The sequence below is a fragment of the Streptomyces sp. NBC_00576 genome (assembly GCF_036345175.1).
Lineage (GTDB): Bacteria > Actinomycetota > Actinomycetes > Streptomycetales > Streptomycetaceae > Streptomyces.
Window position 1 is genome coordinate 1243703 of record NZ_CP107780.1, and the last position, 24365, is coordinate 1268067.

At 71.7% G+C, this 24365-nt stretch carries 7 protein-coding genes; 4 read left to right on the forward strand and 3 right to left on the reverse strand.

Annotated features, from left to right (window positions below; genetic code table 11):
• Positions 1 to 14: 14 nt before the first annotated feature.
• Positions 15 to 18761, reverse strand: coding sequence for an amino acid adenylation domain-containing protein (locus OG734_RS05335; RefSeq protein WP_330286293.1), 18747 nt, complete (start codon positions 18759 to 18761; stop codon positions 15 to 17).
• 166 nt (positions 18762 to 18927) lie between these two features.
• On the opposite strand from OG734_RS05335, the gene OG734_RS05340 reads away from it, so the two are divergent.
• The 4 genes from OG734_RS05340 (at position 18928) to OG734_RS05355 (ending at position 22739) form a co-directional block, all read left to right on the forward strand.
• The gene (locus tag OG734_RS05340) at positions 18928 to 19953 is read left to right on the forward strand and encodes a FecCD family ABC transporter permease (protein WP_330286294.1); all 1026 of its coding nucleotides are present in this window, start codon (positions 18928 to 18930) and stop codon (positions 19951 to 19953) included.
• A 2-nt stretch (positions 19954 to 19955) separates the two neighbouring features.
• On the forward strand, positions 19956 to 21047 hold the full coding sequence (locus OG734_RS05345; protein WP_330286295.1) for a FecCD family ABC transporter permease: 1092 nt from the start codon (positions 19956 to 19958) through the stop codon (positions 21045 to 21047).
• Positions 21048 to 21150: 103 nt separating this feature from the next.
• Positions 21151 to 22005, forward strand: a complete 855-nt coding sequence (locus tag OG734_RS05350) for an ABC transporter ATP-binding protein (RefSeq protein ID WP_330293572.1) — start codon at positions 21151 to 21153, stop codon at positions 22003 to 22005.
• A complete protein-coding gene (locus OG734_RS05355) occupies positions 22002 to 22739 on the forward strand; it encodes a GNAT family N-acetyltransferase (protein ID WP_330286296.1) in 738 nt (245 codons plus the stop codon). Before OG734_RS05350 ends, OG734_RS05355 begins: the two co-directional genes overlap by 4 nt.
• Here the strand turns inward: OG734_RS05355 and OG734_RS05360 are convergent.
• The gene (locus tag OG734_RS05360) at positions 22736 to 23305 is read right to left on the reverse strand and encodes a GNAT family N-acetyltransferase (protein ID WP_330286297.1); all 570 of its coding nucleotides are present in this window, start codon (positions 23303 to 23305) and stop codon (positions 22736 to 22738) included. The two genes, OG734_RS05355 and OG734_RS05360, sit on opposite strands and share 4 nt — an antisense overlap.
• 73 nt (positions 23306 to 23378) lie before the next feature.
• Positions 23379 to 24326: a methionyl-tRNA formyltransferase gene (locus OG734_RS05365; protein ID WP_330286298.1), complete on the reverse strand. Its 948-nt coding sequence runs from the start codon at positions 24324 to 24326 to the stop codon at positions 23379 to 23381.
• Positions 24327 to 24365: the final 39 nt, after the last annotated feature.

Genomic DNA, 24365 nt, shown 5'->3' on the forward strand with positions numbered 1-24365 from the left:
CGAGTGGGGTCGGGTCAGTGCTGGTCAAGGGTTTCGGCGCGGGCGACCAGGGCCCTGAGGGCCCGGAACCAGGTCTCCGCCAGGTCCCGGACCGCCTCCTCGGACAGGACGGCGGCGGGCCAGGACCAGTGGGCGGCCAGGACGGGGCCGTCGGCGCGGTCCTCGGTCACGACGTTGATGCCGAGGGCGTGGCCCTCCCGCATCTCCGGCTCGGCGCCGATGTCCGAGACGTCCTCCTCCGGGGCGTACGACCAGTCCGTCGCCTCGGGGATGCCGAAACGGCCGAGGTAGTTGAACTCGATCGGCGGTGCCGCGAAGCCGGCCAGGACGGGCGCGGTGCGGGGGTTGAGGTGGCGGAGCATGCCGTACCCGGCGCCGTTCGCGGGCAGCGAGCCGAGGTGGGCGCGCACCCGGGTGAGCGCCTCCTCGATCTCCGGCCCGCCCGCCAGGGCCGCGTCCAGGTCGACGGGACCGGGATCGATCAGGACCGGGAAGACGCTGGTGAACCAGCCGACCGTACGGGACAGATCGGCGTCGCCCGCCAACTCCTCGTCGCGGCCGTGGCTTTCGAGGTCGACCAGGGCCGGGCCGCCCTCGCCGTCCCCGTGGCGCCGGCGCCAGTCGGCGACGGCGAGGCCGAGGCCGGTGAGGAGCACGTCGTTGACGTTCGCGGTGAAGGCGGACGGCACGGCGGACAGCAGCGGGCCGGTGATCCGGGCGGGCAGCCGCAGTTCCAGTCGCCGTACCGTGCCGGTCGTGTCGCGGACCGGGTCGAAGGGCCTGTCGAGCGGCAGGGGCGCGGCTCCTTCGAGTACGCCGGTCCAGAACGGCAGTTCCGCCTCGCGGGCCGGGTCCTGGGCCAGCTCTTCGAGCCTGCGGGACCAGGTGCGGAAGGACGTGTCGACGGGCGCGAGTTCCGCCGGGCGTCCGGCCTCGACGTCGGTCCAGGCGGCGGCCAGGTCGGGCAGCAGGATGCGCCAGGACACGCCGTCGGTGACGAGGTGGTGGGCCATCAGGAGGAGCCTGCCGGGTTCCGTGCCCGCGTCGAACCACACGGCCCGCACCATGGCGCCCGTGTCCGGGTCCAGTGCCGCACGGGCGGCGTGGGCACGGTCCCCGACCACCGTCCGCAGCTCCTCGCCGTCCAGTCCGGCGACGTCGACCCGCTCGATCCACGTCCCGGTGTCCACCGATCCGGCCGCCGGCACCTCCAGGCTCCACTGACCGGCTTCCGTACGGACGAGGGTGCCTCGCAGCATGGCGTGCCGGTCGGCGAGCGCCCGGAGCACGGCGGCGAGCTTCGGCCGGTCCAAGGCGGCGGGCGTCTGGACGAGGGCCGACTGGTGGTAGCCCTTGAACGGGCCGCCCAGTTCGCGCAGCCAGTGCATGACCGGCGTGAGCGGCACACTGCCGGTCCCGTCGTCCGCGGGGCGGGCGGCGGCGGAGCCGGTGGTGGTCGCCACTTCGGCGAGAGCGGCCACCGTACGGTGGCGCAGCACGAGTCGCGGGGTGATCCGCACGCCCACGGCCCGTGCCCTGCTGACCAGTTGCATCGCCATGATGCTGTCTCCGCCGAGAGCGAAGAAGTCGTCGTCGACGCCGATCTCGTCCAGGCCGAGCACCTCGGCGAAGACACCGCACAGGGCTTTCTCCAGCTCGGAGCCGGGAGCCCGGCCCGTGGAAAGGGCGGCGAAGTCCGGGGCGGGCAGGGCGGATCGGTCCAGCTTGCCGTTGGCGAGTTGGGGCAGCCGGTCCAGGAGGACGACGGCCGCCGGCACCATGTGGTCGGGCAGTTGCCGGCCGACGTGGCCGCGCAGCCGTCCCGGGTCGGGCAGTTGACCCGGGACGGGGACCACGTACGCCACCAGCAGCTTCCGCGCACCTTCCTGACGTACCGTCACTACAGCCTGGGCGACGTCCGGTTCGGCGGCGAGTGCGGACTCGATCTCGCCGGGTTCGATACGGAACCCGCGGATCTTGACCTGGTCGTCGGCCCGGCCGAGGTAGTCGAGGTGTCCGTCGGCGGTCCAGCGGGCCAGGTCACCGGTCCGGTAGAGCCGGGAGCCCGGCTCCCCGAACGGGTCGGCGACGAACCGCTCGGCGGTCAGCGCCGGGCGGCCCAGATAGCCGCGGGCGAGACCGCCGCCGGACAGGTAGAGCTCGCCCGTCACGCCGGGCGGTACGGGTTGCAGCAGGTCGTCGAGGACGTACGCCCGGGTGCCGGCCACGGGGCTGCCGACGAGCGGCCGGTCGCTGTCGCGCACCCGTGCCACGAGGGCGTCGACGGTGGATTCGGTGGGGCCGTACAGGTTGAACGCCTCGGTGCCGGTCAGCCGCCCGAGCCGCTCCCACAGCGCGACCGGTACGGCCTCGCCGCCGACGCCGACGACGGCGAGCGGACAGCTCCCGTCGTCACGGACGAGGCCCGTCTCGGCCATCTGCCCGAAGAACGACGGTGTGACCTCCAGGAAGTCGAAGCCGTGCTCGACGACGGCCGCCGCGAGCAGCTCCGGGTCACGGCGGGTCTCGTCCGACACCACGTGCACGCAGTGCCCGTCCAGCAGCCACAGCTGCGGCTGCCAGGAGGCGTCGAAGGAGAACGCCCAGGCATGTCCGGCCCGCAGGTGACGGCGGCCGGTGGCGGCCTTCGCCGGTGCGTACAGCGTCTCGCGGTGGCTGTGGAAGAGGTTGCCGACGGTCTCGTGGGTGATGACCACGCCCTTGGGACGGCCGGTGGAGCCGGAGGTGTAGATGACGTACGCCGGGTGGCGCGGGGTGAGGGGTGCGAGGCGGTCGCCGTCGAGGAGGTCGGTCGCGTCCTGGGCGGCCAGCAGGTCGGCGGCCGCCGGGGCGTCCAGCTCCAGCATCGGTGGGCCGTCAGCGGGCAGCAGCCGTGCGATGTTCCGCGTGGTGAGCGTCAGTACCGGGCGGGCGTCGTCGAGCGTGTCGCGGAGGTGGCCGGCCGGTGCGTCCGGGTCGAGCGGGAGATAGGCGGCGCCGGCCTTCTGTACGGCGAGGATGGCCAGCAGTGTGCGGGCGGTTCGGGGCAGGGCGAGCGCCACGAGCCGCTCCGGTCCTGCGCCCCGCGCGACCAGCAGTCGGGCGAGCCGGTTGGCCTCGGCGTTGAGCTGCGCGTACGTCAGCTCGATGCCGTCGGAGGCCACGGCAGGAGCGTCCGGGGAGAGTGCGGTCTGCCGCTCGAAGAGGGCCGGCACTGTTGTCGGGTCGGCGAGCAGCGGCCGGGCGTTCCACTCGGTCAGGATCCGGTGGCGTTCGGCGGTGCCGAGGATGTCGATCCGGCCGATCGGGGCGTCGGGGGCAACGACCACCGCCCGCAGGAGGCGGACCAGGCGCTCGCCTATCGCCTCCGCGGTCGCGGGGTCGAAGAGGTCGGCGCTGTACTCCAGCACACCGTCGACGCCGTCTCCGCCGGCACGTTCCACGAAGTCGAAGGAGAGGTCGAACTTGGCGCCGGTCGCACCGAGTTCCTCCCGCCGCGCCTGAAGCCCCGCGAAGCCTCCGCCGTCCACGCCCGCGGCCAGGTACACGACCATGACCTGGAAGAGCGGATGCCGGGACAGCGAGCGGGCGGGGTTGAGGGCGTCCACCACTCGCTCGAACGGCACGTCCTGGTGGTCGAAAGCGGCCAGGTCGGTCTCCCGTACCCGGGCGAGCAGTTCGCGGAACGCGGGGTCGCCTGAGGTGTCGGTGCGCAGCACCAGCGTGTTGAGGAAGAACCCGACCAGATCCTCCAGCGCCTCTTCGGTGCGTCCGGCGATCGGGCTGCCGAGCGGGATGTCGGTACCGGCGCCCAGCCGGGTCAGCAGTGCCGCCACCGCCGCCTGGACGATCATGAACATACTGACGTTGCTCGACCGGGCCAACTCACGCAGCCCGGCTGTCAGTTCCGCGTCCAGGGCGATGTCCGCCACGCCACCGCGGTAGGTGGCCTCCAGCGGGCGCGGCCGGTCGGTGGGCAGCGCGAGTTCCTCGGGGAGACCGCCCAAGGTCCGCTGCCAGAAGGAGAGTTGACGGAAGGCCAGGCTCTCCGGGTCCTTCTCGTCGCCGAGCATCGCCCGCTGCCACAGGCTGTAGTCGGCGTACTGCACCGGCAGCGGCGCCCTTTCCGGCGCCCGGCCCGCCGCACGCGCCTCGTAGGCGGCGGCCAGGTCGCGGGTGAGCGGTGCGTCGGACCACTCGTCGCCCGCGATGTGGTGGAGCAGAAGCAGCAGTACGTGCTCGTCCTCGGCGGTGCGGAAGAGGTGCACGCGCAGCGGAGCCTCCCGGTCCAGCTCGAATCCGTGACCGGCGGCCTCGGCGAGCCGTTCGGCGAGTTCCTCCTCGTTACGGACGGCCTCGGGCGCCACCTCGACGCCGGCCTGTCGCGGCTCCAGGATCAACTGGTAGGCCCGCCCGTCCTCCTCGGGGAAGACAGTGCGCAGCGGCTCGTGCCGGGCCACCAGGTCGTTGACGGCCAGTCGCAGCGCGTCGGTGTCGAGCCGTCCGGTGAGCCTCAAAGCGAGCGGGATGTTGTACGTGGGGCTGGCGCCCTCCACCCGGTACAGCACCCACAGACGCTGCTGGGCGAAGGAGAGCGGCAGCCGCTCCGGCCGCTCGACCGGGGCGAGAACGGGCAGGCGGGCACCGGTCCCTTCGTTGCCCTCCCGGAGGTGCTCGCCGAGCCGGGCGACCGTGGGCGCCTCGAACACCGTACGCAGCGAGACCTCGGCGGCGAGCGTGGCCCGGATGCGGGCGGCGAGGCGCATCGCGACGAGGGAGTGTCCGCCGAGGGCGAAGAAGTCGTCGTGGACGCCGACGCGTTCGACGCCCAGGACGTCCGCGAACAGGCCGCAGAGGATCTCCTCGCGCGGGGTGCGCGGCAGGCCCTCGCCCGTCCCGGTCGCCGCCGTGAAGTCGGGGGCGGGGAGGGCCCTGCGGTCGAGCTTGCCGTTGGGGGTGAGGGGCAGCGCGTCGAGGACGACGAAGGCCGCGGGAACCATGTGCTCGGGGAGCGCGGCGGCCGTGTGCCGGCGGAGTGCGGAGGTGTCGATGGAGGCGGGGGCGGATGCGGGGGCGGCCGGTACGACGTAGGCGACGAGCCGCTGGTCGCGGGCGACCACGCTGACGTGGGCGACGCTGTCGTGGCGAGCGAGGACGGACTCGATCTCGCCCAGCTCGATACGGAAGCCGCGGATCTTCACCTGGCCGTCGGTCCGGCCCAGGTATTCGAGTGTTCCCTCTGTTGTCCAGCGTGCCAGGTCACCGGTGCGGTACATGCGTGAACCGAGTTCACCAAAGGGGTCGGCTGTGAACCGCTCGGCCGTCAGCCCCGGGCGGCCGAGATAGCCACGGGCCAGTTGCACCCCGGCCAGATACAGCTCCCCTGCCAAACCCGGCGGAACGGGCCGCAGCGCGCCATCCAGAACATACGCACGTGTGTTCCACACCGGCCGACCGATCGACACCCGGCCGGTCGTCTCCGTCACCTGAGCAGCGGTGACGTCGACCGAGGCCTCCGTCGGTCCGTACAGGTTGTGCAACTCGGCCGGCAGTACGGCACGGAACCGCTGGGCCAGCTCGTCGGGCAGCGCCTCCCCACTGCACATCACCCGCCGCAGCCCCAGGCAGCCCGCCGCCGAGGGTTCCTCCAGGAACAACTGGAGCATCGACGGCACGAAGTGCACGGTCGTGATGCCCTGCTCCTGGATCAGCCCGGCCAGGTAGACGGGGTCCTTGTGCCCCTCCGGCTCGGCGACCACGAGGGCCGCGCCGGTGATGAGGGGCCAGAAGAACTCCCACACCGACACGTCGAAACTGGACGGCGTCTTCTGCAGAACACGATCGTCCGCGCCCAGCCCGTACTCCCCCTGCATCCACAGCAGACGGTTCACGATGCCCTCGTGCGGCACGACAACGCCCTTGGGGGTGCCGGTCGAACCGGAGGTGTAGATGACGTACGCGGGACTCAACGGGTCGTAGGACTCCGGGAGTTCACTCTCCGCCGTCCCCTCCGGAAGCGCATCCCGGATCACGGCCACCGGACGGGCGTCCGCCAGCATGAACGCCAGCCGATCCTCCGGATAGTCGGCGTCCAGCGGCAGATACGCTCCGCCCGCCCGATGCACCGCCAGCAGCGCGACCACCAGCTCCACCGACCGGGGCAGCGCGACGGCGACAGTCCGCTCCGGTCCCACGCCCATGCCGGCCAGCACGCGGGCCGTCCGCTCGACGCGCTCGTCCAACTCGGCGTAGGTCAGCCGTTGTTCGCCGAACACCAGCGCCAGGGCGTCCGGCGTACGGGCCACCTGGGCCCGGAACAACTCGGGCAGGCTCGTGGACGGCACGGCACGGGCGGTGTCGTTCCAGTCACCCAGAACGGCCCGCCGCTCCGACTCCTCCAGCACCTCCAAGTCCCGCACCAGCACATCAGGTCGGCCGGCCACCTGCTCCAGCAGCCGCACCAGCCGCCCCGCCGTCCGGGTGGCCGTCGGTTCGTCGCAGAGGTCGGTCGCGTACTCCAGGAGAAGGGTCAGACGGTCCGACTCGTCCACGAAGGTGAAGTGGAGGTCGAACTTGGCCATGCCGGTGTCCATGTCGAACCACTCGGTCGGCATGCCGAGCACGTCGGAGTCACCGTCCGGGCGGTAGTGGTAGCCCAGCATGACCTGGAAGAGCGGGTTGCGGCCGGGCACGCGGGCCGGGTTGAGGGCCTCGACGACCTGGTCGAAGGGCAGGTCCTGGTGCTCGAACGCGGCCAGGGACGATTCCCGCACCCGTGCCATCAGTTGACGGAAGGTCAGGTCACCGCCCGACACGTCGGTCCGCAGTACGAGCGTGTTGACGAAGAAGCCGACGAGGTCGTCGAGGGCGTCGTCCGTGCGCCCCGCGATGGGGGCGCCGAGGGGGATGTCGTCCCCGGCGCCGAGGCGGTGCAGCAGCGCGGCCGTGGCGGCCTGGAACAGCATGAACATGCTGGTGCCGGTGGTGCCGGACAGGCCGCGCAGGGCAAGACCGGTGTCGGCCGGCAGTTCCAGCCGGACCTTGCCACCTCGCCCGGTGGGCTCGACCGGGCGGGGCCTGTCCAGGGGCAGCTGCAGCTCCTCCGGGAGGTCGCGCAGAGTCTCGGCCCAGTGCGCGAGTTGGCTCGCACCGACCTGACCGAGCAGCTCGTCCTGCCAGAGGGTGTAGTCGGCGTACTGGACCGGCAGCGGCGCCCACTCGGGGGCGCGGCCCGCGCGCCGCGTCCGGTAGGCGGTGGTGAGGTCGGCCAGGAACGGGCGGTCGGACCACTCGTCGGTGGTGATGTGGTGGAGCACGACGGCCACGACATGGTCGGCCGGGCCGACCCGCAACACCTCACATCGCAACGGGAGTTCGCCGGTGAGGTCGAAGGGACGGCGCTGTGCCGACTCGATGCGGTCGGCCAACTCCCCTTCCCCGCAGTCCGTCACGGTGAACTCGGGGTCGGCCTCGGCCGCCGGAACGATCAGCTGGTACGGCTCCCCGTCCTGCTCGGGGAACAAGGTCCGCAGCGATTCATGGCGTCCCGCCACGTCCCGAAGGGCCGCCCGGAGTGCGTCGAGGTCCAGGTCACCGCGGAGGCGGAAGACCAGCGGGAAGTTGTAGGCGACCCCGCTGCCGGTGATCCGTTCGACCAGCCACAGGCGGCGCTGGGCGGCCGAGAGCGGGATGCGCTCGGGCCGGGCGGCGGGGGTGACGGCCGGGCGGGCCGGGCGTGAGGTGTCGGCGCGGGCCGCGAGCTGCTCGGGCGTGGGCGCCTCGAACAGGTCGCGGATCGCCAGTTCGGCGCCCAGTTCGGTGCGGGCCCGGCTGATCAGGCGGGTGGCGAGCAGGGAGTGGCCGCCGAGGTCGAAGAAGCCGTCCTCGGCGCCGACTTCGGGCAGGCCGAGCACCTCGGCGAAGAGCCGGCAGAGCACCTCTTCCTGCGGGGTGCGCGGCCCCCGGCCGGTGCCGAGGGCGACGGCCGGTTCGGCGTCGGGCAGGGCGCGCACATCCAGCTTGCCGTTGTCGTTCATGGGCAGCCGGTCGAGGGTGACGAACGCGGCCGGGACCATGTAGTCGGGCAGCCGCTGCTTGAGGTCGTCGCGGAGCTGCCGGATCAGGCTGTTGGCGTCGCGGGCGGCCGTCGGGGAGTTGGCGTACGGGGCCGACCCGCCGCCGGGGAGGTAGAGCCCGGCGGTCAGTGGAGGTACCTCGCCGGTGACGAACACGGCGTCGTAGGTGCCGGGTCGGCCGGACCAGGTGGTCAGGACGCGGTGCCCGAGTTCGGCGGCACGGTCGCGCAGCGTCTCCGGGTCGACTCCCCCGGCGGTGCCGATACGGGCGTCGGGGATGCCGGTGAGGCGTACCGGGGCCGCGGTCAGCAGGTCCGCCAGGTCACCGCCGTCGGTGCCGAACTGCTGGGCATCGAAGGGAACGGCAGGAGCATCCGCCAACCGCAGGCCGGGCTCGTCGGCGTACAGCACGGCGTCGTAGCGGTAGCGGGTGAGTTCGTTGTGGTGGCGGGCCCGCTTGGTGCGCAGGTCGACTCCGTAGCCGAGGGTGGTGAAGTAGTCGGGGTCGACGAGGAGTTCCTTCTCCAGGCGCAGGCCGCGTTCGACGGCCCGGGCCGGCGCGTCGCCACTGGCGCCCTTCGCCTCCTGGATCTCGGTCTGGAAGGCGCGGGCGAGGCGCAGGTTGCGGACGTCGCCCACGAACAGCGCGCCGCCGGGGGCCAGCAGCTTCATCGCGCCCCGGATCACCGAGGTCAGGTAGTCGATGCTGGGGAAGTACTGGATGACGGAGTTGATGACGACGGTGTCGAAGTAGCCGTCGCCGGGCAGGCCGGTGAGGTCGTCGGCGGGCTGGGCGCGGAGGGTGACCCTGGCGGCCAGCTCCGGTTCCTGGAGCAGCTCCTGTCCGATCTTGCGGATGACGGGGGCGGCGAAGTCGGTGGCCCAGTAGGCCTCGGCGTCGGGGGCGAGCTTGGACAGGAGCAGGCCCGAGCCGACCCCGATCTCAAGAATCCGGCGCGGTCCCAGTGATCGGACGCGTTCCACAGTGGCCTCGCGCCACTCCCGCATGTGGTCGAAGGGGATGGGCTGTCCGTCGTAGGAGGAGTCCCAGCCGGCGTAGTCCTCGGTGAAGACGGCGGTGCTGATCTCCTCGTACTCGTCGGAGTAGATCTCCTGCCACTCGCCGACCTGGTCGCGTTCGGCGAAGTCCCGGTCGGCATCGGTGAGTTGAGCGGGGACGACGTATCCGACGAGGCGTTCGTCGCGGACGATCACGGCGGCGTGGGCGACCCGGTCGTGCTGGGCGAGGGCGGTCTCGATCTCGCCCAGCTCGACGCGGTAGCCGCGGATCTTCACCTGGTCGTCGGTGCGGCCGAGGAAGTCGAGGTTGCCGTCGGGGTTGCGGCGGACCAGGTCACCGGTGCGGTACATGCGCTCGCCGGATTCGCCGAACGGGTCGGCGACGAACCGTTCGGCGCTGAGAGACGGCCGGTTCAGGTAGCCACGGGCCAGACCGATACCGGCGATGTACAGCTCCCCCGGCACGCCCTCGGGGACCGGACGCAGCCAGGCGTCCAGGATGTGGGCGCGGGTGCCACGGATCGGACGGCCGACGGTCGGCGTCGCGCTGTCGAGCGTGCCGCCGCCCAGGGTGTTGATGGTGTACTCGGTCGGCCCGTAGAGGTTGTAGCCGTACGTACCCTCGGTGTCGCGCAGCCGGTTCCACACCGTCTCCGACACGGCCTCGCCGCCGAGCAGTACCAGCGGCGGGCGGTGGCCCTCCAACAGACCCTCCTCGATGAGGAGATGGGCGTAGGTGGGGGTCACGTTGACGACGTCGACGCGATGGCGCTCGCAGTACGCGACCAGGGCTTCGGCGTCGCGCCTCAACTCCTCGTCGCAGATGTGGACTTCATGCCCCTCGACCAGCCACAGCAGCTCCTCCCACGACATGTCGAAGGCGAAGGACACGGTGTGCGCGATGCGCAGCCGTCGTCCGCCCGCCGACGCGATCGCCGGTTCGAAGATCTCCTTCTGGTGGTTGAGCTGCATGTTGGTCAGACCCCGGTACGGCGTGACGACGCCCTTGGGTCGGCCGGTGGAACCGGAGGTGTAGATGACGTACGCCGGGTGTTCCAGGCTGAAGGCGACGGAGACCAAGTCACCTGGTAGCGCGGTGAGTTCGGCGGCGATTTCCGGGTCGTCGAGCAGCACGCGGGGCGTCTCGCCGACGAGCCGCGCCGACACCGCGGCGGTGGAGAGCAGCATCGTCGGCCGGGCGTCGTCGAGCATCGCGGCGAGCCGGTCGTCCGGGTAGTCCAGCTCCAGCGGCAGATAGGCGGCGCCCGTGCGCAGTACGGCGAACAGGGCGACGACCATGTCGAGGGAGCGGGGCAGTCCGAGGGCGACGACCCGCTCGGGGGCGGCGCCCCGCGCGATCAGCAGCCGGGCCATCTGGTTGATGCGGAGGTCGAGTTCGGCATAGGTCAGGGTGCGGTCGCCGAAGACGACGGCCGTGGCGTCGGGGGTGGCGGCGGCCTGGGCGGCCAGTAGGTCGGCGATCGTGTCCGTGGGGTCGGGGACCCGTCCGGCGGCCCGCTCGTGCGCCAACTCTGCCTGTTCGGACGGGAGTAGTGGGTCGAGGCCGCCCACCGGGGCGTCGAGGTCGTGGGTGAGGCGGTCCAGGAGGAGGGTGAAGCGGTCGAGCAGGTCCTGTGCCTGGGGGCGGGCGACGACGTCGGCCCGGTGGGTCAGGGTGACCTGGATGGAGCGGCCCGGGGTGACGACGAGGTTGACCGGGTAGTGGGTCGCGTCGACGTTGGCGACGGCGGTCGCGCCGTGCCGGTCGCTCAGTTCGGCGAGGCGCTCCTCGGTGTCGTTGTTGCGCAGCACGAACAGCGTGTCGAACAGCCGTCGGTGCCCGGTCTCGGCCTGCAGCACGCCCAGACCGAGGTACTCGTACGGCATCACGGCGAGCCGCTCGTCCTGGACGCGGCGCAGCAGTCCGAGCACCGGCTCGGCCGGGTCGTAGGCGATGCGGGCGGGGACGGTGTTGAGGAACATGCCGATGACGTTCTCGATGTCCGGCACCTCGCTCGGCCGGCCGGCGACGGTCGTGCCGAAGACGACGTCGGTGCGGCCGGTCGCGCTCGCCAGGGTGAGCCCCCAGGCCGCGTTGAGCACCGTGTTGAGGGTCAGCCCGTGAAGCCGCCCGATGGCACGCAGTCGCTCTCCCACCTCGTCCGGGACGAGGACGTCGAGGCTCTCCGGGATGTCCGGTTCCAGGCCCTGGTCGGCGGCGGCGAGCAGGGTGGGTTCGTCGAGTCCGGCGAGGGCGCGGCGCCAGGCGCCGGTTGCGACGGCCGTGTCCTGGACCTCCAGCCAGGTCAGGTAGTCGCGGTAGTTGCCGGGGGCGGGCAGGGTGCTCGCGTCGCCGCCGTTCGCGTACAGGGCGAAGAGCTGGTCGAGGAAGATCCAGGCGGACCAGCCGTCCCAGAGGAGCAGATGGCGCCCCACGATCAGCCGGTCGCCCCGGTCCGCGCCGAGGCGGACGAGGAGCATGCGGAAGAGCAGCGGCCGGGTGAGGTCGAAGCGCCGGGAGCGCTCGGCGTCCGTCAACTCCCGCAGCCTGATGTCCTGTTCGGCTGCCGACAGCCCGGAGAGGTCGACCTCTTCGAGCGGGATCTCGGGGTCGCGCACGATGAACTGCACCGGCTGGCGCAGACCTTCGCTGGTGAACCCGGCGCGCAGGCTTGGGTTGCGTGCGAGCAACACCCTTACGGCGGTGCGGAGTCGCTCGGTGTCGAGGGGTTCGGCGAGGTCGAAGGACTCGTGGACGGTGTAGACGTCCAGAGCGCTGTCGTCGTAGGTGGAGTGGAAGAACAGGCCTTCCTGGAGCGGGGCCAGCGGCCAGATGTCCTCGACGGGGGCGGGACTGAGCCGGTGGACGCGATCGGTCTCCTCGGCGGTGAGGGCGAACGAGGAGCGCAGGGCGGCCACTTCGGCGACTGGTGCCGCCGCCGCGGAGAGGGCGGCCGGGGTGCGGTGTTCGAAGACGTCACGCGGGTTGAGGTCGAGGCCGGCCCGGCGGGCGCGGCTGGAGACACCGATGGAGGTGATGCTGTCGCCGCCGAGCATGAAGAAGTCGTCGTCGATGCCGACGTCTTCGAGCTTCAGTACGGCGGCGAAGATCCCGGTGAGGGCGTGTTCCCGCTCGTTGCGCGGGGCGCGCGTCTCCGCTCGTACCGCCTGCGCGGCGGGCAGCGCGCCCCGGTCCAGCTTGCCGCTCGGGGTGAGCGGGAGGGCGTCGAGGACGACGTAGGCGGCCGGGATGACGGCGGCGGGCAGTTCCTGGGCGAGCGCGGCCTGGAGTTCGGCGGGCGGCGGAACATCCGCGTCGCGGGCCGGCACGACGTACGCGACCAACTGGCCGCCGTTCACGGTGACGGCGGCCAGAGCGACCGCCGACTGACGGCTCAACGCGGCCTCGATCTCGCCGAGTTCGATGCGGTTGCCCCGGACCTTCACCTGTCGGTCGGTGCGGCCGAGATACTCGATCACACCGTCGGCGCGGCGGCGCACGAGGTCACCGGTGCGGTACATGCGCGCGCCGGGCTCCCCGTACGGGTCGGCGACGAACCGCTCGGCGGTCAGGTCCGGCCGGGCGTGATAGCCGCGCGCCAGCTGAACACCCGTCAAGTACAGCTCGCCAGGGGTCCCTTCGGGCGCGGGGCGCAGGCAGGAGTCCAGGACGCGCAGGCCCGTGTTCCACACCGGCCGCCCGATGGGCACGGTGGTGCCGGGCGCGCCGTCGTAGGGGTGGTACGTCACGTCGACGGCCGCCTCGGTGGGGCCGTACAAGTTGTGCAGCGCTACGCCGGTCAGCTCGCGCCAGTGTGCGGCGGCGGCGCCTGGCAGCGCCTCGCCGCTGCTGAAGACGTTGCGCAGGGACGCGGCCCAGGTCGGGTCGGCGGTGATCTCGTCGGTCTGGAGGAAGGCCTCCAGCATCGACGGCACGAAGTGCAGTGCGGTGACGCCCTGTTCGCGGATCAGCCCGGCGAGGTAGGCGGGATCGCGGTGGCCGTCCGGGCGGGCGAGGACCACGGCGGCGCCCTCGCACAGCGCCCAGAAGAACTCCCAGACGCTGACGTCGAAGCTGGCCGGGGTCTTCTGCAGGACCCGGTCGTCGGCGGTCAGTCGGTACTCACCCTGCATCCAGGCCAGCCGGTTGAGGATGGCCCGGTGGGTGACGACGACACCCTTGGGACGGCCGGTGGAGCCGGAGGTGTAGATCAGGTAGGCCGGGTCGTCGGGGTGCGCGAGGTGGGCAGGGCGCTGCTCCGGGCCCTCCTCGGACGGGGTGTCGAGCAGCAGGAGGGCGTGCCCCGGGGGCAGTTGAGGGGCGGTCGCCGAGGTGGTCACCACGGTGGCGGCACCGGAGTCGGCGAGCATGTGGGCCACCCGGTCGGCGGGATAGTCCACGTCGACCGGGAGGTAGGCGGCGCCCGACTTCAGTACGCCGAGCAGCGCGACCATCAGCTCGGCGGAGCGCGGTACGGCGACGGCGACGACCGTGCCGGGGCCCGCGCCCCGGGCGGTCAGTCGATCCGCCAACTTCCCTGCTCTGGCGTCGAGTTCGGAGTAGGTGAGGGTATCCCCCTCGTACACGACCGCCGTTGCCTTCGGGCTGCGGGCCACCTGCGCCTCGAAGGCCGCGGCGAGGGTCGTGCCGGGGATGTCACGATGTTCACCGGTCGGGTGGGCGGCGAGGAGTTCCTCGGCCGACAGCAGGTCCACGTCGGCGACGGACTGGGCCGGGTCGGCGGCCAGGGCGTGCAGGATGCGGGAGAGACGCTCCGCGATCCGGCGTACGGCCTCGGCGTCGAGCCGCTGGGCGTGGTGTTTGAGCCGCAGGTCCAGACGTCGGCCGGGCTTGACGATCAGGGCGAGCGGATAGTGGACGGCGTCGTGGAACTCGTGGCCCGTCAGCCGGAGCGTGCCGGTCGGGTCGGCGAGGTCGGTCGCGGCCGGGTAGTTCTCGAAGACGACGAGGGTGTCGAAGAGTTCACCCGCGCCCGCCAGTCCCGCGACGCGCTGGAGTTCGGCGAGGCCGAGGCGCTGGTGGTCGAGCAGCTGGGCCTGTTCGTCCTGGAGGCGGCCGAGGAGGGCGGCGAGGGTGTCGGAGGGTGCCCAACGGAACCGTGTCGGGAGGGTGTTGATGAACAGGCCGATCATGGACTCGATGCCCTCGACCTCGGCGTCACGCCCCGAGACGGTCGTGCCGAACACCACGTCCTGACGTGCCGTGAGCCTGCCGATGAGCAGTCCCCAGGCGCCCTGGACGACCGTGCCCAGGGTCACTCCGTGTTCACGCGCCCGCGCGGCAAGCCGGGCGGTCACCTGCTCGGACAGTTCGAGGCGGATCTGCGCGGGCTCGACGGGCGTACCGTCGGCGGGCGTCTCGACGAGCCGGGTGGGCTCCTCGACCCCGGCGAGGGCCGTACGCCAGGCCGTGCGCGCCGCCTCCCGGTCGGCGGTCGCCAGACGGCGCAGGTAGGCGCTGTAGGGCGCCGGCTGCGGCAGTGCGGCCGGGGTGTCCCCGTAGGAGGCCATCAACTCGCGGTGCAGGACGGGCAACGACCAGCCGTCGGCGATGATGTGATGGAACGTCAGGAGCAGGCGGCTGCGGTGCTCGTCGAGGCGGATCAGCGCGCAGCGCATGAGGGGCGGGTTGGCGAGGTCGAAGCGGCGGGCGCGTTCGGCGGCGGCCACCGCGTCGGCCAGCGGGGCGCGGGCGGGGCCGTCGTGGACGGTCAGGTCGACTTCGCGCCAGGGCAGTTCCAGGCCTGCGGCGACGAGTTGCACGGGCTGCCCGTCCGGTCGGCGACGGAAGCAGGCGCGCAGCGGGGCGTGCCGGTCCAGGACACGCTGGGCGGCCCGGCGCAGGGCTTCGCCGTCGACCGGTCCGGTCAGGTCGAGGGCCTGCTGCACGACGTACGCGTCGAGGTCCGCACCGTCGACGAGGGAGTGGAAGCAGAAGCCCTCCTGGAGGGGGCTCAGCGGCAGCGACTCCTCGATGGTGACCGGGAACTCGCCCTGGATCTCGGCGAGTTCGGCCTCGGTGAGAACGACCAGCGGGGCGGCCGGCTCCGCGTCCTCCCTGACCACTTCAGCTGCCGCTGCCGCGAGCGCGGCGACCGTGCGGTGCTTGAAGACGTCCCGGGAGCTGAGGCGCAGGCCGGCGCGGCGGGCGTGGACGAGGAGTTGGATGGCGGTGATGCTGTCGCCGCCGAGAGCGAAGAAGTCGTCGTCGATGGTCGCCGAGCGCAGGCCGAGGACGTCGGCGTAGGCCGCACACAGCAGTTCCTCGCGGGCGTCGCGGGGCGCGCGGCCGGCGCTGAGGGCGCCGTAGTCGGGCGTCGGCAGTGCGGCGGAGTCGAGCTTGCCGCTGGGGGTGACGGGGAGGCGGTCGAGGGGGACGACGGCCGCGGGGACCATGTACTCGGGCAGTTGGTCGGCCGCGTACGAACGCAGCACCCGCATCAGGGCGTTGACGTCCCGGAAGGGTGCCGGGCGGTTGGCGAGCGGGGCGGTCCCGGACGGCCGGTAGAGGCCGGTGAGGGGTGTGTCGCCGAGGGCGAAGAGGACGTCGAGGCTGCCGTCGTCGGCGGTGCCGTTCCAGGTGACGGCGGTCCGGTGGCCGTACCGGGCGCCGAGCGCGTGGAAGACCTCGGGGTCCGGGGCGTCCGCCGTACGGCTGCTGTCGTCCAGGGCGGACAGCGCGGCCAGGTCCTCGGCGAGACGGGCGTTGGGCACACCGGTGACCCGGAGCAGTGCGGGTCGTTCGGCCAGACGGGCTTCGAGTTCCTCCGGCCCGCTCCAGACGATCTCCTCACCGTTGACAGGCTCCTGGGCAACAGCTTGCTTGCTGAGCACCACGTCGTACCGGTAGCGCGTCAGTTCGTTGTGGTGGGCGCCGCGCTTGACGTGGATCTCGGCGTCGAAGCCGTCCAGGGCAGCAAAGTAGTCGGGGTCCAGGAGGAGTTCGCCCTCCCAGGCGACCGACCGGTCGACGGCGGCCCGCAGGGCCTGCTTGTCCTCCGCATCGCCGGTGCGGCGGCTCTCGACGGCCGCGCGCAGGCAGCGCAGCAGCCGGGCGTTGCGCACGTCGCCGATGAACAGCCGGCCCCCGGGGGCGAGGAGCGTGCCGACCGCCCGGACGACCTCGGTCAGATAGTCGGCGCTCGGGAAGTACTGGGCGACGGAGTTGATGACGACGGTGTCGAAGTGGCCGCTCGGCAACCCCGTGGTGTCGTGGGCGGGTTGGGCGGACAGCCGGACCCGGTCGGCGAGTTCCGGTACCGCGTCGACCTGGGTGCGCAGGGCGCGTACGGCCTCCTCGGAGAGGTCGGTGCCCCAGTACTCCGCGCGGTCGGGGGCGATACGGGAGAGGATCAGCCCGCTGCCGACGCCGATCTCCAGCACCCGGCGGGGCGCGAGTTCCTCGATGCGGGTGACGGTCGCCGCGCGCCACTCGCGCATCTCCTCGACGGGAATGGGCAGCCCGTCGTACATGCTGTTCCAGCCCGCGAAGTTCTCGCGGAAGCCCGCCAGTTGCTCCTGGCTGCCCTCTGATCCGGCTGCCGAGTAGAGGAGTTCGTGGAGGTCCTTCCACTCGCGGACCTGCTCGGTGGCGTCCGGGACCGTCTCGCCGTCCAGGGCCGGGACGAGGTAGGCGGCGAGCCGCCGGTCCCCGGGCCGGTCCTCGCGCACGACGACCGCCGCCTGCTCCACGGCCGGGTGGCCGCGCAGTACGGACTCGATCTCGCCCGGCTCGATACGGAAGCCGCGGATCTTCACCTGCGAGTCGGCCCGGCCCAGGAACACCAGCCTGCCGTCAGCCTGCCAACGCACCAGGTCGCCCGCGCGGTAGAGCCGTTCGCCGGGAGCGCCGAACGGGTCGGCGACGAACCGCTCAGCGGTCAGGTCGGGCCGCCCGAGGTAGCCGCGGGCGAGGCCGGCGCCGCCGAGGTACAGCTCCCCCGGAATACCGGCCGGGACGGGCTTCAGGCGGGCGTCGAGGACGTAGGCGCGGGTGCCCGGGTCCGGGATGCCGATGGGGACGACGGAGCCTGACGGGATGTCGGGGTCGCACAAACCGAGGGTGGAGTTGGTGGTCGCCTCGGTGGGCCCGTACGCGTTGAACATCATCCTGCCGCGCGCATACCGTCCGACCAGCTCCGGCGAGACACGTTCGGTGCCCGCGAGCAGGGTGGCGGGCGGGAGTTCGACGTCCTCGGGCATCGCGGCGAGCAGCGCGGGCGGCAGGATCATGAACGTGATGCCGTGCGCGTGGGCGTAGTCGGCCAACGCCGGTCCGGGCACCCTGCGCTCGGACGGTACGACGACGAGCCGGCCGCCGGACAGCAGGCCGAGGCACAGGTCCCAGAACGCCACGTCGAAGCTGGGCGAGGCGAACTGGAGCACCCGGCTGTGCGGGCCGATCCCGAACCGCTCGGTCTGCGTGGCGACCAGCTTGGCCACGCCCGCGTGGGTGAGGACGACGCCCTTGGGCCGGCCGGTGGAGCCGGAGGTGTAGATGACGTAGGCGGCGTTGGTGACGGTCAGCGCGCTCGGCGCCGCACTCGTCGGCTGCTGTTCCGCCAACTCCCGTATGGCGTCGGGCGAGTCGAGGACGACGACAGCCGTGCCGTCGTTCGCCGGGATGTCCGCGGCGACCTCGGCGGTGGTGACCAGGCAGACGGGGTGGGCGTCGGCGAGCATGTAGGAGATGCGGTCGGCCGGGTAGTCGGTGTCCACCGGAAGGTAGGCGGCGCCGGACTTCAGTACCGCGACCTCCGCGACGATCAGCTCCGCCGACCGGGGCACCGCGAGGGCCACCACGCGCTCGGGTCCGGCACCCCGTGCGATCAGGGTGGCTGCCAACCGGCCCGCGCGGTCGTCCAGTTCGGCGTAGGTGAGCGAGGTGTCCTCGAAGACCAGCGCGATGTCGTCCGGGCGCTGTCGTACCTGGTCGGCGAACATCTCGGGCCAGGTGCGCAGCGGGATGTCGTGGTCGGTGTCGTTCCACTCGAGCAGAACGCGGTGGCGCTCTTCGGCGCCCAGCAGCTCCAACTCGCCGACGGGGGTGTGGGGGTGGGCGAGAGCGTCGGCGAGCAGGGTCGTGTAGTGGTCGGCGACTCGCTCGACGGTGGCGGTCTCGAAGAGGTCCTGGCGGTAGGTCACGTACACGTCTTCGGCGCGGACTTCGAGGGCGAGGTCCAGCCGGTTTCCGTCACCCGGCACGTCACCGAACGCGGTGTTGAACAGCAGTCCACCACCCCGGGTGGGTTGCGGGCTCAACCAGCCGACCAGCGTGGCGTGTTCGACCTGGTGGACCCGGACCTCTTCGCGTGCCTCGGTCACCTGTCGTACGAGGTCCGTGAAGGCCGCGCCGCCGTCGACAGCGATCCGGAGCGGCAGACCGTCGTACCCGAGGGTGATGTCGTGGGCGCCGCTGTAACGGTGCAGCAGCACCGCGTACGCGGCCAGGAGAGTCGATTCGTCGGCCGAAGTCGTCAACGGACGGCGAAGAGTCTGCCGTTCACCGGTGGGGCGCAGTGGGTACGGGAAGTCGACCGGGAGAGCGGTCTCCTGCGGGAGCGGTTCGAGGCGCCGCCGCCAGAAGGCTGCGAGCGCGCCTTCCGCGTCGTCGACACCGGGCACACGTACTTCGAAACCGGACACAGGCGACCGTGCCTCCAGGGTGTACGGACCGGCTCAGCCGGAGGACCGCAGGCCATACTAAGGTAAGCATTACCTAACCAAAAGACCCAGTCTCGGCGGGCCCTCTTCTCACCACTACTATTAAGGCCTGCCTAACCTAAGGGAGTTATCCGTTGGAGACCGCACGGTGACGCGGGGCAGAAGGGTTCGCCCCCTTCTTCTGGTGGCGGTGCTGGGCGCCGTCCTGCTCGGACTGTGCCTTCTGTCACTCGCCCTCGGCGCGGCCAGCATTCCGCCCGATCAGGTGGTGCGGGCGCTGTTCGGTGACGCGCCCAGCCGGTTCGTGGACAACGTCATCTGGTCGGCGCGGGTACCTCGTACGGCGCTCGGGCTGGCGGCCGGGGCGGCACTCGGACTGTCGGGCGCGCTGATGCAGGCGCTGACGCGCAATCCGCTCGCGGACCCGGGAATCCTGGGGGTCACCGCCGGTGCCTCGTTCGCCATCGTGCTGGCCGTAGGGGTGTTCGGGCTCGGCTCGTTCTACGGCTACGTCTGGTTCGCGTTCGCGGGCGCGCTCGTGACGAGCGTTCTGGTCTATCTGCTGGGCAGGCTCGGCAGGTCCGGACTCACGCCGGTCAAACTGGCGCTCGCCGGAATCGCCGTGAGCGCTCTGCTCAACTCCCTGACCAGCGCGATCGCACTGACCGACCCTGACGCGCTCGACCGCTACCGGTTCTTCACCGCCGGCTCGATGGCCGATCAGGACGGGGCGACCGTGCTGCGGATCCTGCCCTTCCTCGCCGTGGGAGCCGTACTGGCTCTGGGCTGCGCGCCCGCCCTCAACAGTCTGGCTCTCGGCGAGGACGTGGCGGCCTCACTGGGGCGGCGACTGGGCCTGGTCCGGCTCAGCGGGGTCACCGCGATCACCCTGCTCACCGGGGCGGCGGTAGCGGTCATCGGCCCGGTGGTCTTCATCGGGCTCGTGGTGCCCCATGTCGCCCGCGTGCTGGCCCAGATGGCGGGGATCGGCCCGGACCAACGCTGGCTGCTGCCGCTGTCGGCGGCGCTCGCACCATGTCTGCTGCTCGCGGCGGACATCGTCGGCCGGATGATCGCCCGTCCTGTCGAGGTCCAGGCCGGGATCGTCGTCGCCTTCATCGGCGGGCCGTTCTTCATCGCTCTGGTCCGACGGCGCAAACTCGCGGAGGCGTGACGATGACCACCTCGAAGTCTCCCGCCACGCCCCCCTCGGCCAGGCCGTTTTCCGCGCCCGTCCGCACCTACCGCCTGGCCGTCCCCCCGGTCTCCGGGATCCTCCGGCCCCGTCTGGTGGCGGTCGCCGCCCTGCTCGCCGTGGGCACGTTCCTGCTCTTCTGCTGGAGTCTGACGATCGGCGACTACCCGATCGCCTTCACCGACGTCGTACGCGCCCTGGTCGGCTCCGGCGACCCCGGTACCGTGCTCGTCGTCCAGGAACTGCGGCTGCCTCGCTCCCTGGTGGGGCTGCTGGCCGGGATCGCGTTCGGGGTGTCCGGCGGGCTGTTCCAGACGATGACCCGTAATCCGCTGGCCAGCCCCGACATGATCGGCCTCACCCAGGGCGCGGGCACGTTCGTCGTCGCGGGCATCGTCCTGGGCTGGGACGGCGGCCTCGGTACCCAGACGCTCGGTCTGCTCGGCGCGCTGTCCACGGCCCTCCTCGTGTACGCGCTGGCCTGGCGGCGCGGCACCACCGGCTACCGGATCATCCTGATCGGCATCGGCGTCGCCTGGATCTGTACGAGCGCCACCGACTACCTGGTCGCCAAGGGCGGCCGCTTCCAGGCACAGGCCGCGCTGGGCTGGCTGGTCGGCAACCTCAACGGCCGTACGTGGTCGCAGGTCGGGCCGCTCGCGATCGCCCTGGCCGTCCTGCTGCCGACGGCGCTGCTGCTCGGCCGACTGCTGCGCACGCTCCAACTGGGCGACGATGTCGCCACCGGCCTCGGCACCCGCGTACAGCCCGTGCGCCTCGCCATCCTGCTCTCCGGCGTCGGACTGATCGCCTTCGCGACCGCCGCCGCCGGACCGGTCGCGTTCGTGGCGCTGGCCGCCCCGCAGATCGCCCAGCGCCTCGCGCGCACCGCCTGGCCGCCCACGCTCGCCTCGGGACTGACCGGGGCGCTGATGGTCCTGGGCAGCGACCTGATCGCCCGTACGCTCATCTCCGGCACGGAACTGCCGGTCGGAATCGTCACCGGCGTGCTCGGCGCGCCCGTCCTGCTCTGGCTGCTCGTCCGCGCCAACCGCGCGGGTTCAGGAGGCTGATCCCATGTCGACGGACCCCACGATGCCTGCTGACGCCCTGTCGACGGCCGAGGCCCCCGCCACGACCACGACCACGACCACGACCACGACCACCGAGGACGTCATGCCGGCCGATCCCCTGCCCAGCACCCCGGAGCCGGCCGCCGACCCGGACCTGAGGGCGAAGGGGCTGCGGCTCTCGTACGACAACCGGGTGGTCGTGGACGGCCTCGACCTGGCGATACCGCCCGGCCGCATCACGGCCATCGTCGGCGCCAACGCCTGCGGAAAGTCGACGCTGTTGCGCGCCCTGGCCCGGCTGCTCGCGCCCCGCGAGGGCGCCGTCCACCTGGACGGTCGGACCCTCCAGTCCATCCCCACCCGCGAGTTGGCGCAGCGCCTGGGCATTCTGCCCCAAAGCCCTGTCGCACCCGAGGGGTTGACGGTCATCGACCTCGTCAATCGGGGCCGTTCGCCGCACCAGACCTGGTGGCGACAGTGGTCGAAGGCGGACGAGCAGGCCGTGCACGACGCGCTCGCCGCGACCAACATGACCGACCTCGCCGACCGCCCCGTGGACGAGTTGTCCGGCGGTCAGCGGCAGCGGGCGTGGATCGCGATGGCGGTCGCCCAGGGCACCCCCGTACTCCTCCTCGACGAGCCGACGACGTATCTCGACCTGGCCCACCAGATCGACGTACTGGACCTGATCACGGACCTCAACCGCCGCGAGAACCGCACCGTCGTGATGGTCCTGCACGACCTCAACCAGGCCTGCCGGTACGCCGATCACGTCGTCGCCATGAAGTCCGGCCGGATCGTCGCGGAGGGCCCGCCGGCGGAGGTCATCACGGCGGAGACAGTGGAGGACGTCTTCGACCTGACGTGCCGCATCACCCTCGACCCGGTCAGCGACACTCCCATGGTGATTCCCATGGGCCGCCACCATCAGGACGTGCGTGCTAAGACGTCCTCATGACCTTGAGGACCGAGCGAACCGACGTGCGTACCTGGCCGGTTGAGCAGCTGAAGGAACTCTTCAGCGAGAGCTTCCCGGAGTTCATCACGGCCGACCGGCTGGTGTCGGAGTACATAGGCCGGGTCCGGGAGTGGTTCCCTGCCTGGAACCTCACGCTGGTGGACGAGGGTGAGGTTCCGGTGGCGGCGGGCTGGGGTGTACCGGTCCACTGGGACGGGTCGGTCGAAGGGCTGCCGACCGGGTACACGGACTCCCTGGTGCGAGCGGTCGAGGGGCGGGAGCAGGGTGCGACACCGAACACGCTGGTGATCTGCGGGGCGGTCGTCGCACCCTCCCTCACGGGCCGCGGATTGGCGGGCGAGACGCTGACGGCACTGCGCCGGGCCGCCCTGGAGTCCGGGCTGACCCGGGTCGTCGCACCGGTCCGCCCGACGACCAAGGCGCGCTATCCCCTGACGCCGATCGAGACCTTCATGCACTGGCGCCGCCCCGACGGGACGGCCCTCGACCCATGGATCCGCACGCATGAACGCCTGGGCGCCGAAATCCTGGCCGCCGCCCCGGTCTCCCAGACGATGACCGGCACGGTCGCCCAGTGGGAGAAGTGGACGGGCCTCGCCCTTCCCGCATCGGGCGAGTACGTCGTCCCGGACGGCCTGGGGCTGTTGCGCGTCGACCGAACCACCGACGAGGGCGTGTACCAGGAGCCCAACGTCTGGATGCGGCACGTCTAGGGAGACACCCCAGGTATCGGCTGGACCCAGGCGCCGGCCCGAAGCCCCCACACCACGTTCCGTCGCAGTGGTCCCTCCGGGACGGTCAGGTCGTCGAAGTCCTTGTCCGGGGCGTGGGTCATGCCGAGGCGGCGCATCACCGCCTGCGACCGGAGATTGGTGGCCGTCGTGATCGCCAGGACCTCTTCGAGGCCCACGCCCTTCTCGTCGAAGGCGTGGGCAACCACCGCACGGGCAGCCTCGGTTGCGTAACCGTGCCCCCAAGCGTGCCGGGCCAGCCGCCACCCCGCCTCGACCCCGTCGAACGCCATGTCGTCCTCGACGGGGTCCAGCCCGGCGAACCCGATGAACTCGCCGGTGCCTGTGACCTCCACCGCCCACCAGCCCCAGCCCCGTTCGTCGAGGCCGGACTGGAAGTGGGCGGCGGAGGCCTCGCTCTGCTCACGGGTGAGGACGTCTCCGAGGTGTTCGCGGACCTCCGGGTCGGCGTTCATGGCCGCCCAGGGGACGAGGTCGGACGGGCGCCAAGAGCGCAGGACGAGGCGTTCGGTTCGCAGGTCTGGCATGTCGCCATCCTGACGTGATCACGTGTCCGCGTCGACCGGGAATCGGCCCGCCCGCGCCTCCGATCACCCTCCGTCAGGGCCGCGCCGTCAGATACCCGCCCATCGTCCGGAAGTACTCCGTCGCCGCGATCTCCGACCCGTCCTCCGTCCGCACCCGCTTCACCAGCAGCCCCCGCAGCCGCCCGTGCCGGGCCTCCGCGCCCGCGACCACGACGATCCCGTCGCCCTCGCGGATGAAGATCCGGCCCGGGGTGCCGCCGTAGCCGCCCTCCGAGACGGCGGCCTCGACGATGCGTATCCGCTGCCCCTTGTGATGGGTGAAGGCGTTGGGGTACGGGTCCGACTGGGCGCGGATGAGGCGCTCCAGGTCCTCGGCGGGCCAGGTCCAGTCGATGCGGCTGTCCTCCAGGGAACGTTTGTGGAAGAAACTGGCCCGGCTGCGGTCCTGGGGGATCCATTCCGCGCGCCCGGAGGCGATGAGCGCGAGGGACTCGTGGATGACCGGTGTGATCAAGTCCACAGTGCGATGGAAGAGGTCGGTCACCGTGTCGCGCGCTCCCACCGGGACCGCACGCTGCAACAGCACGTCACCGGCATCGAGCTCCGCGTTCATACGGTGGGCGGTGACGCCGACCTCCCGTTCGCCGTTGAGGAGCGCCCAGATCAGCGGGGAGAAGCCCGCGTACGCCGGGAGCAGCGAGTCGTGGATGTTGAGCGTGCCCTGCGCCGGGAGGTCGAAGATCTCGGGGGGCAGCACTGTTCGCCAGTTGTTGGCGACGATCAGATCCGGCTCCAACTCCCCTAGTTTTGCGAGGAGTTCGGGATCGTCAGGGCGGTTGCGCAGCAGCACCGGGATGCCGTGCTTCTCGGCGAGATCGGCCACCGAGTCGTCCCAGATCTTCTCGTATACGTGGTCGCTCTTGGGGTGGGTGACCGCCATGACCACCTCGTGATCGGAGTCCAGCAGGGCCTGGAGCGTTCGATGCCCCCAGGTCTGATAGCCGAACATGACGACCCGCATAGTCGATCCTTCCGATAGGACACACCATTGCAAGGTAAG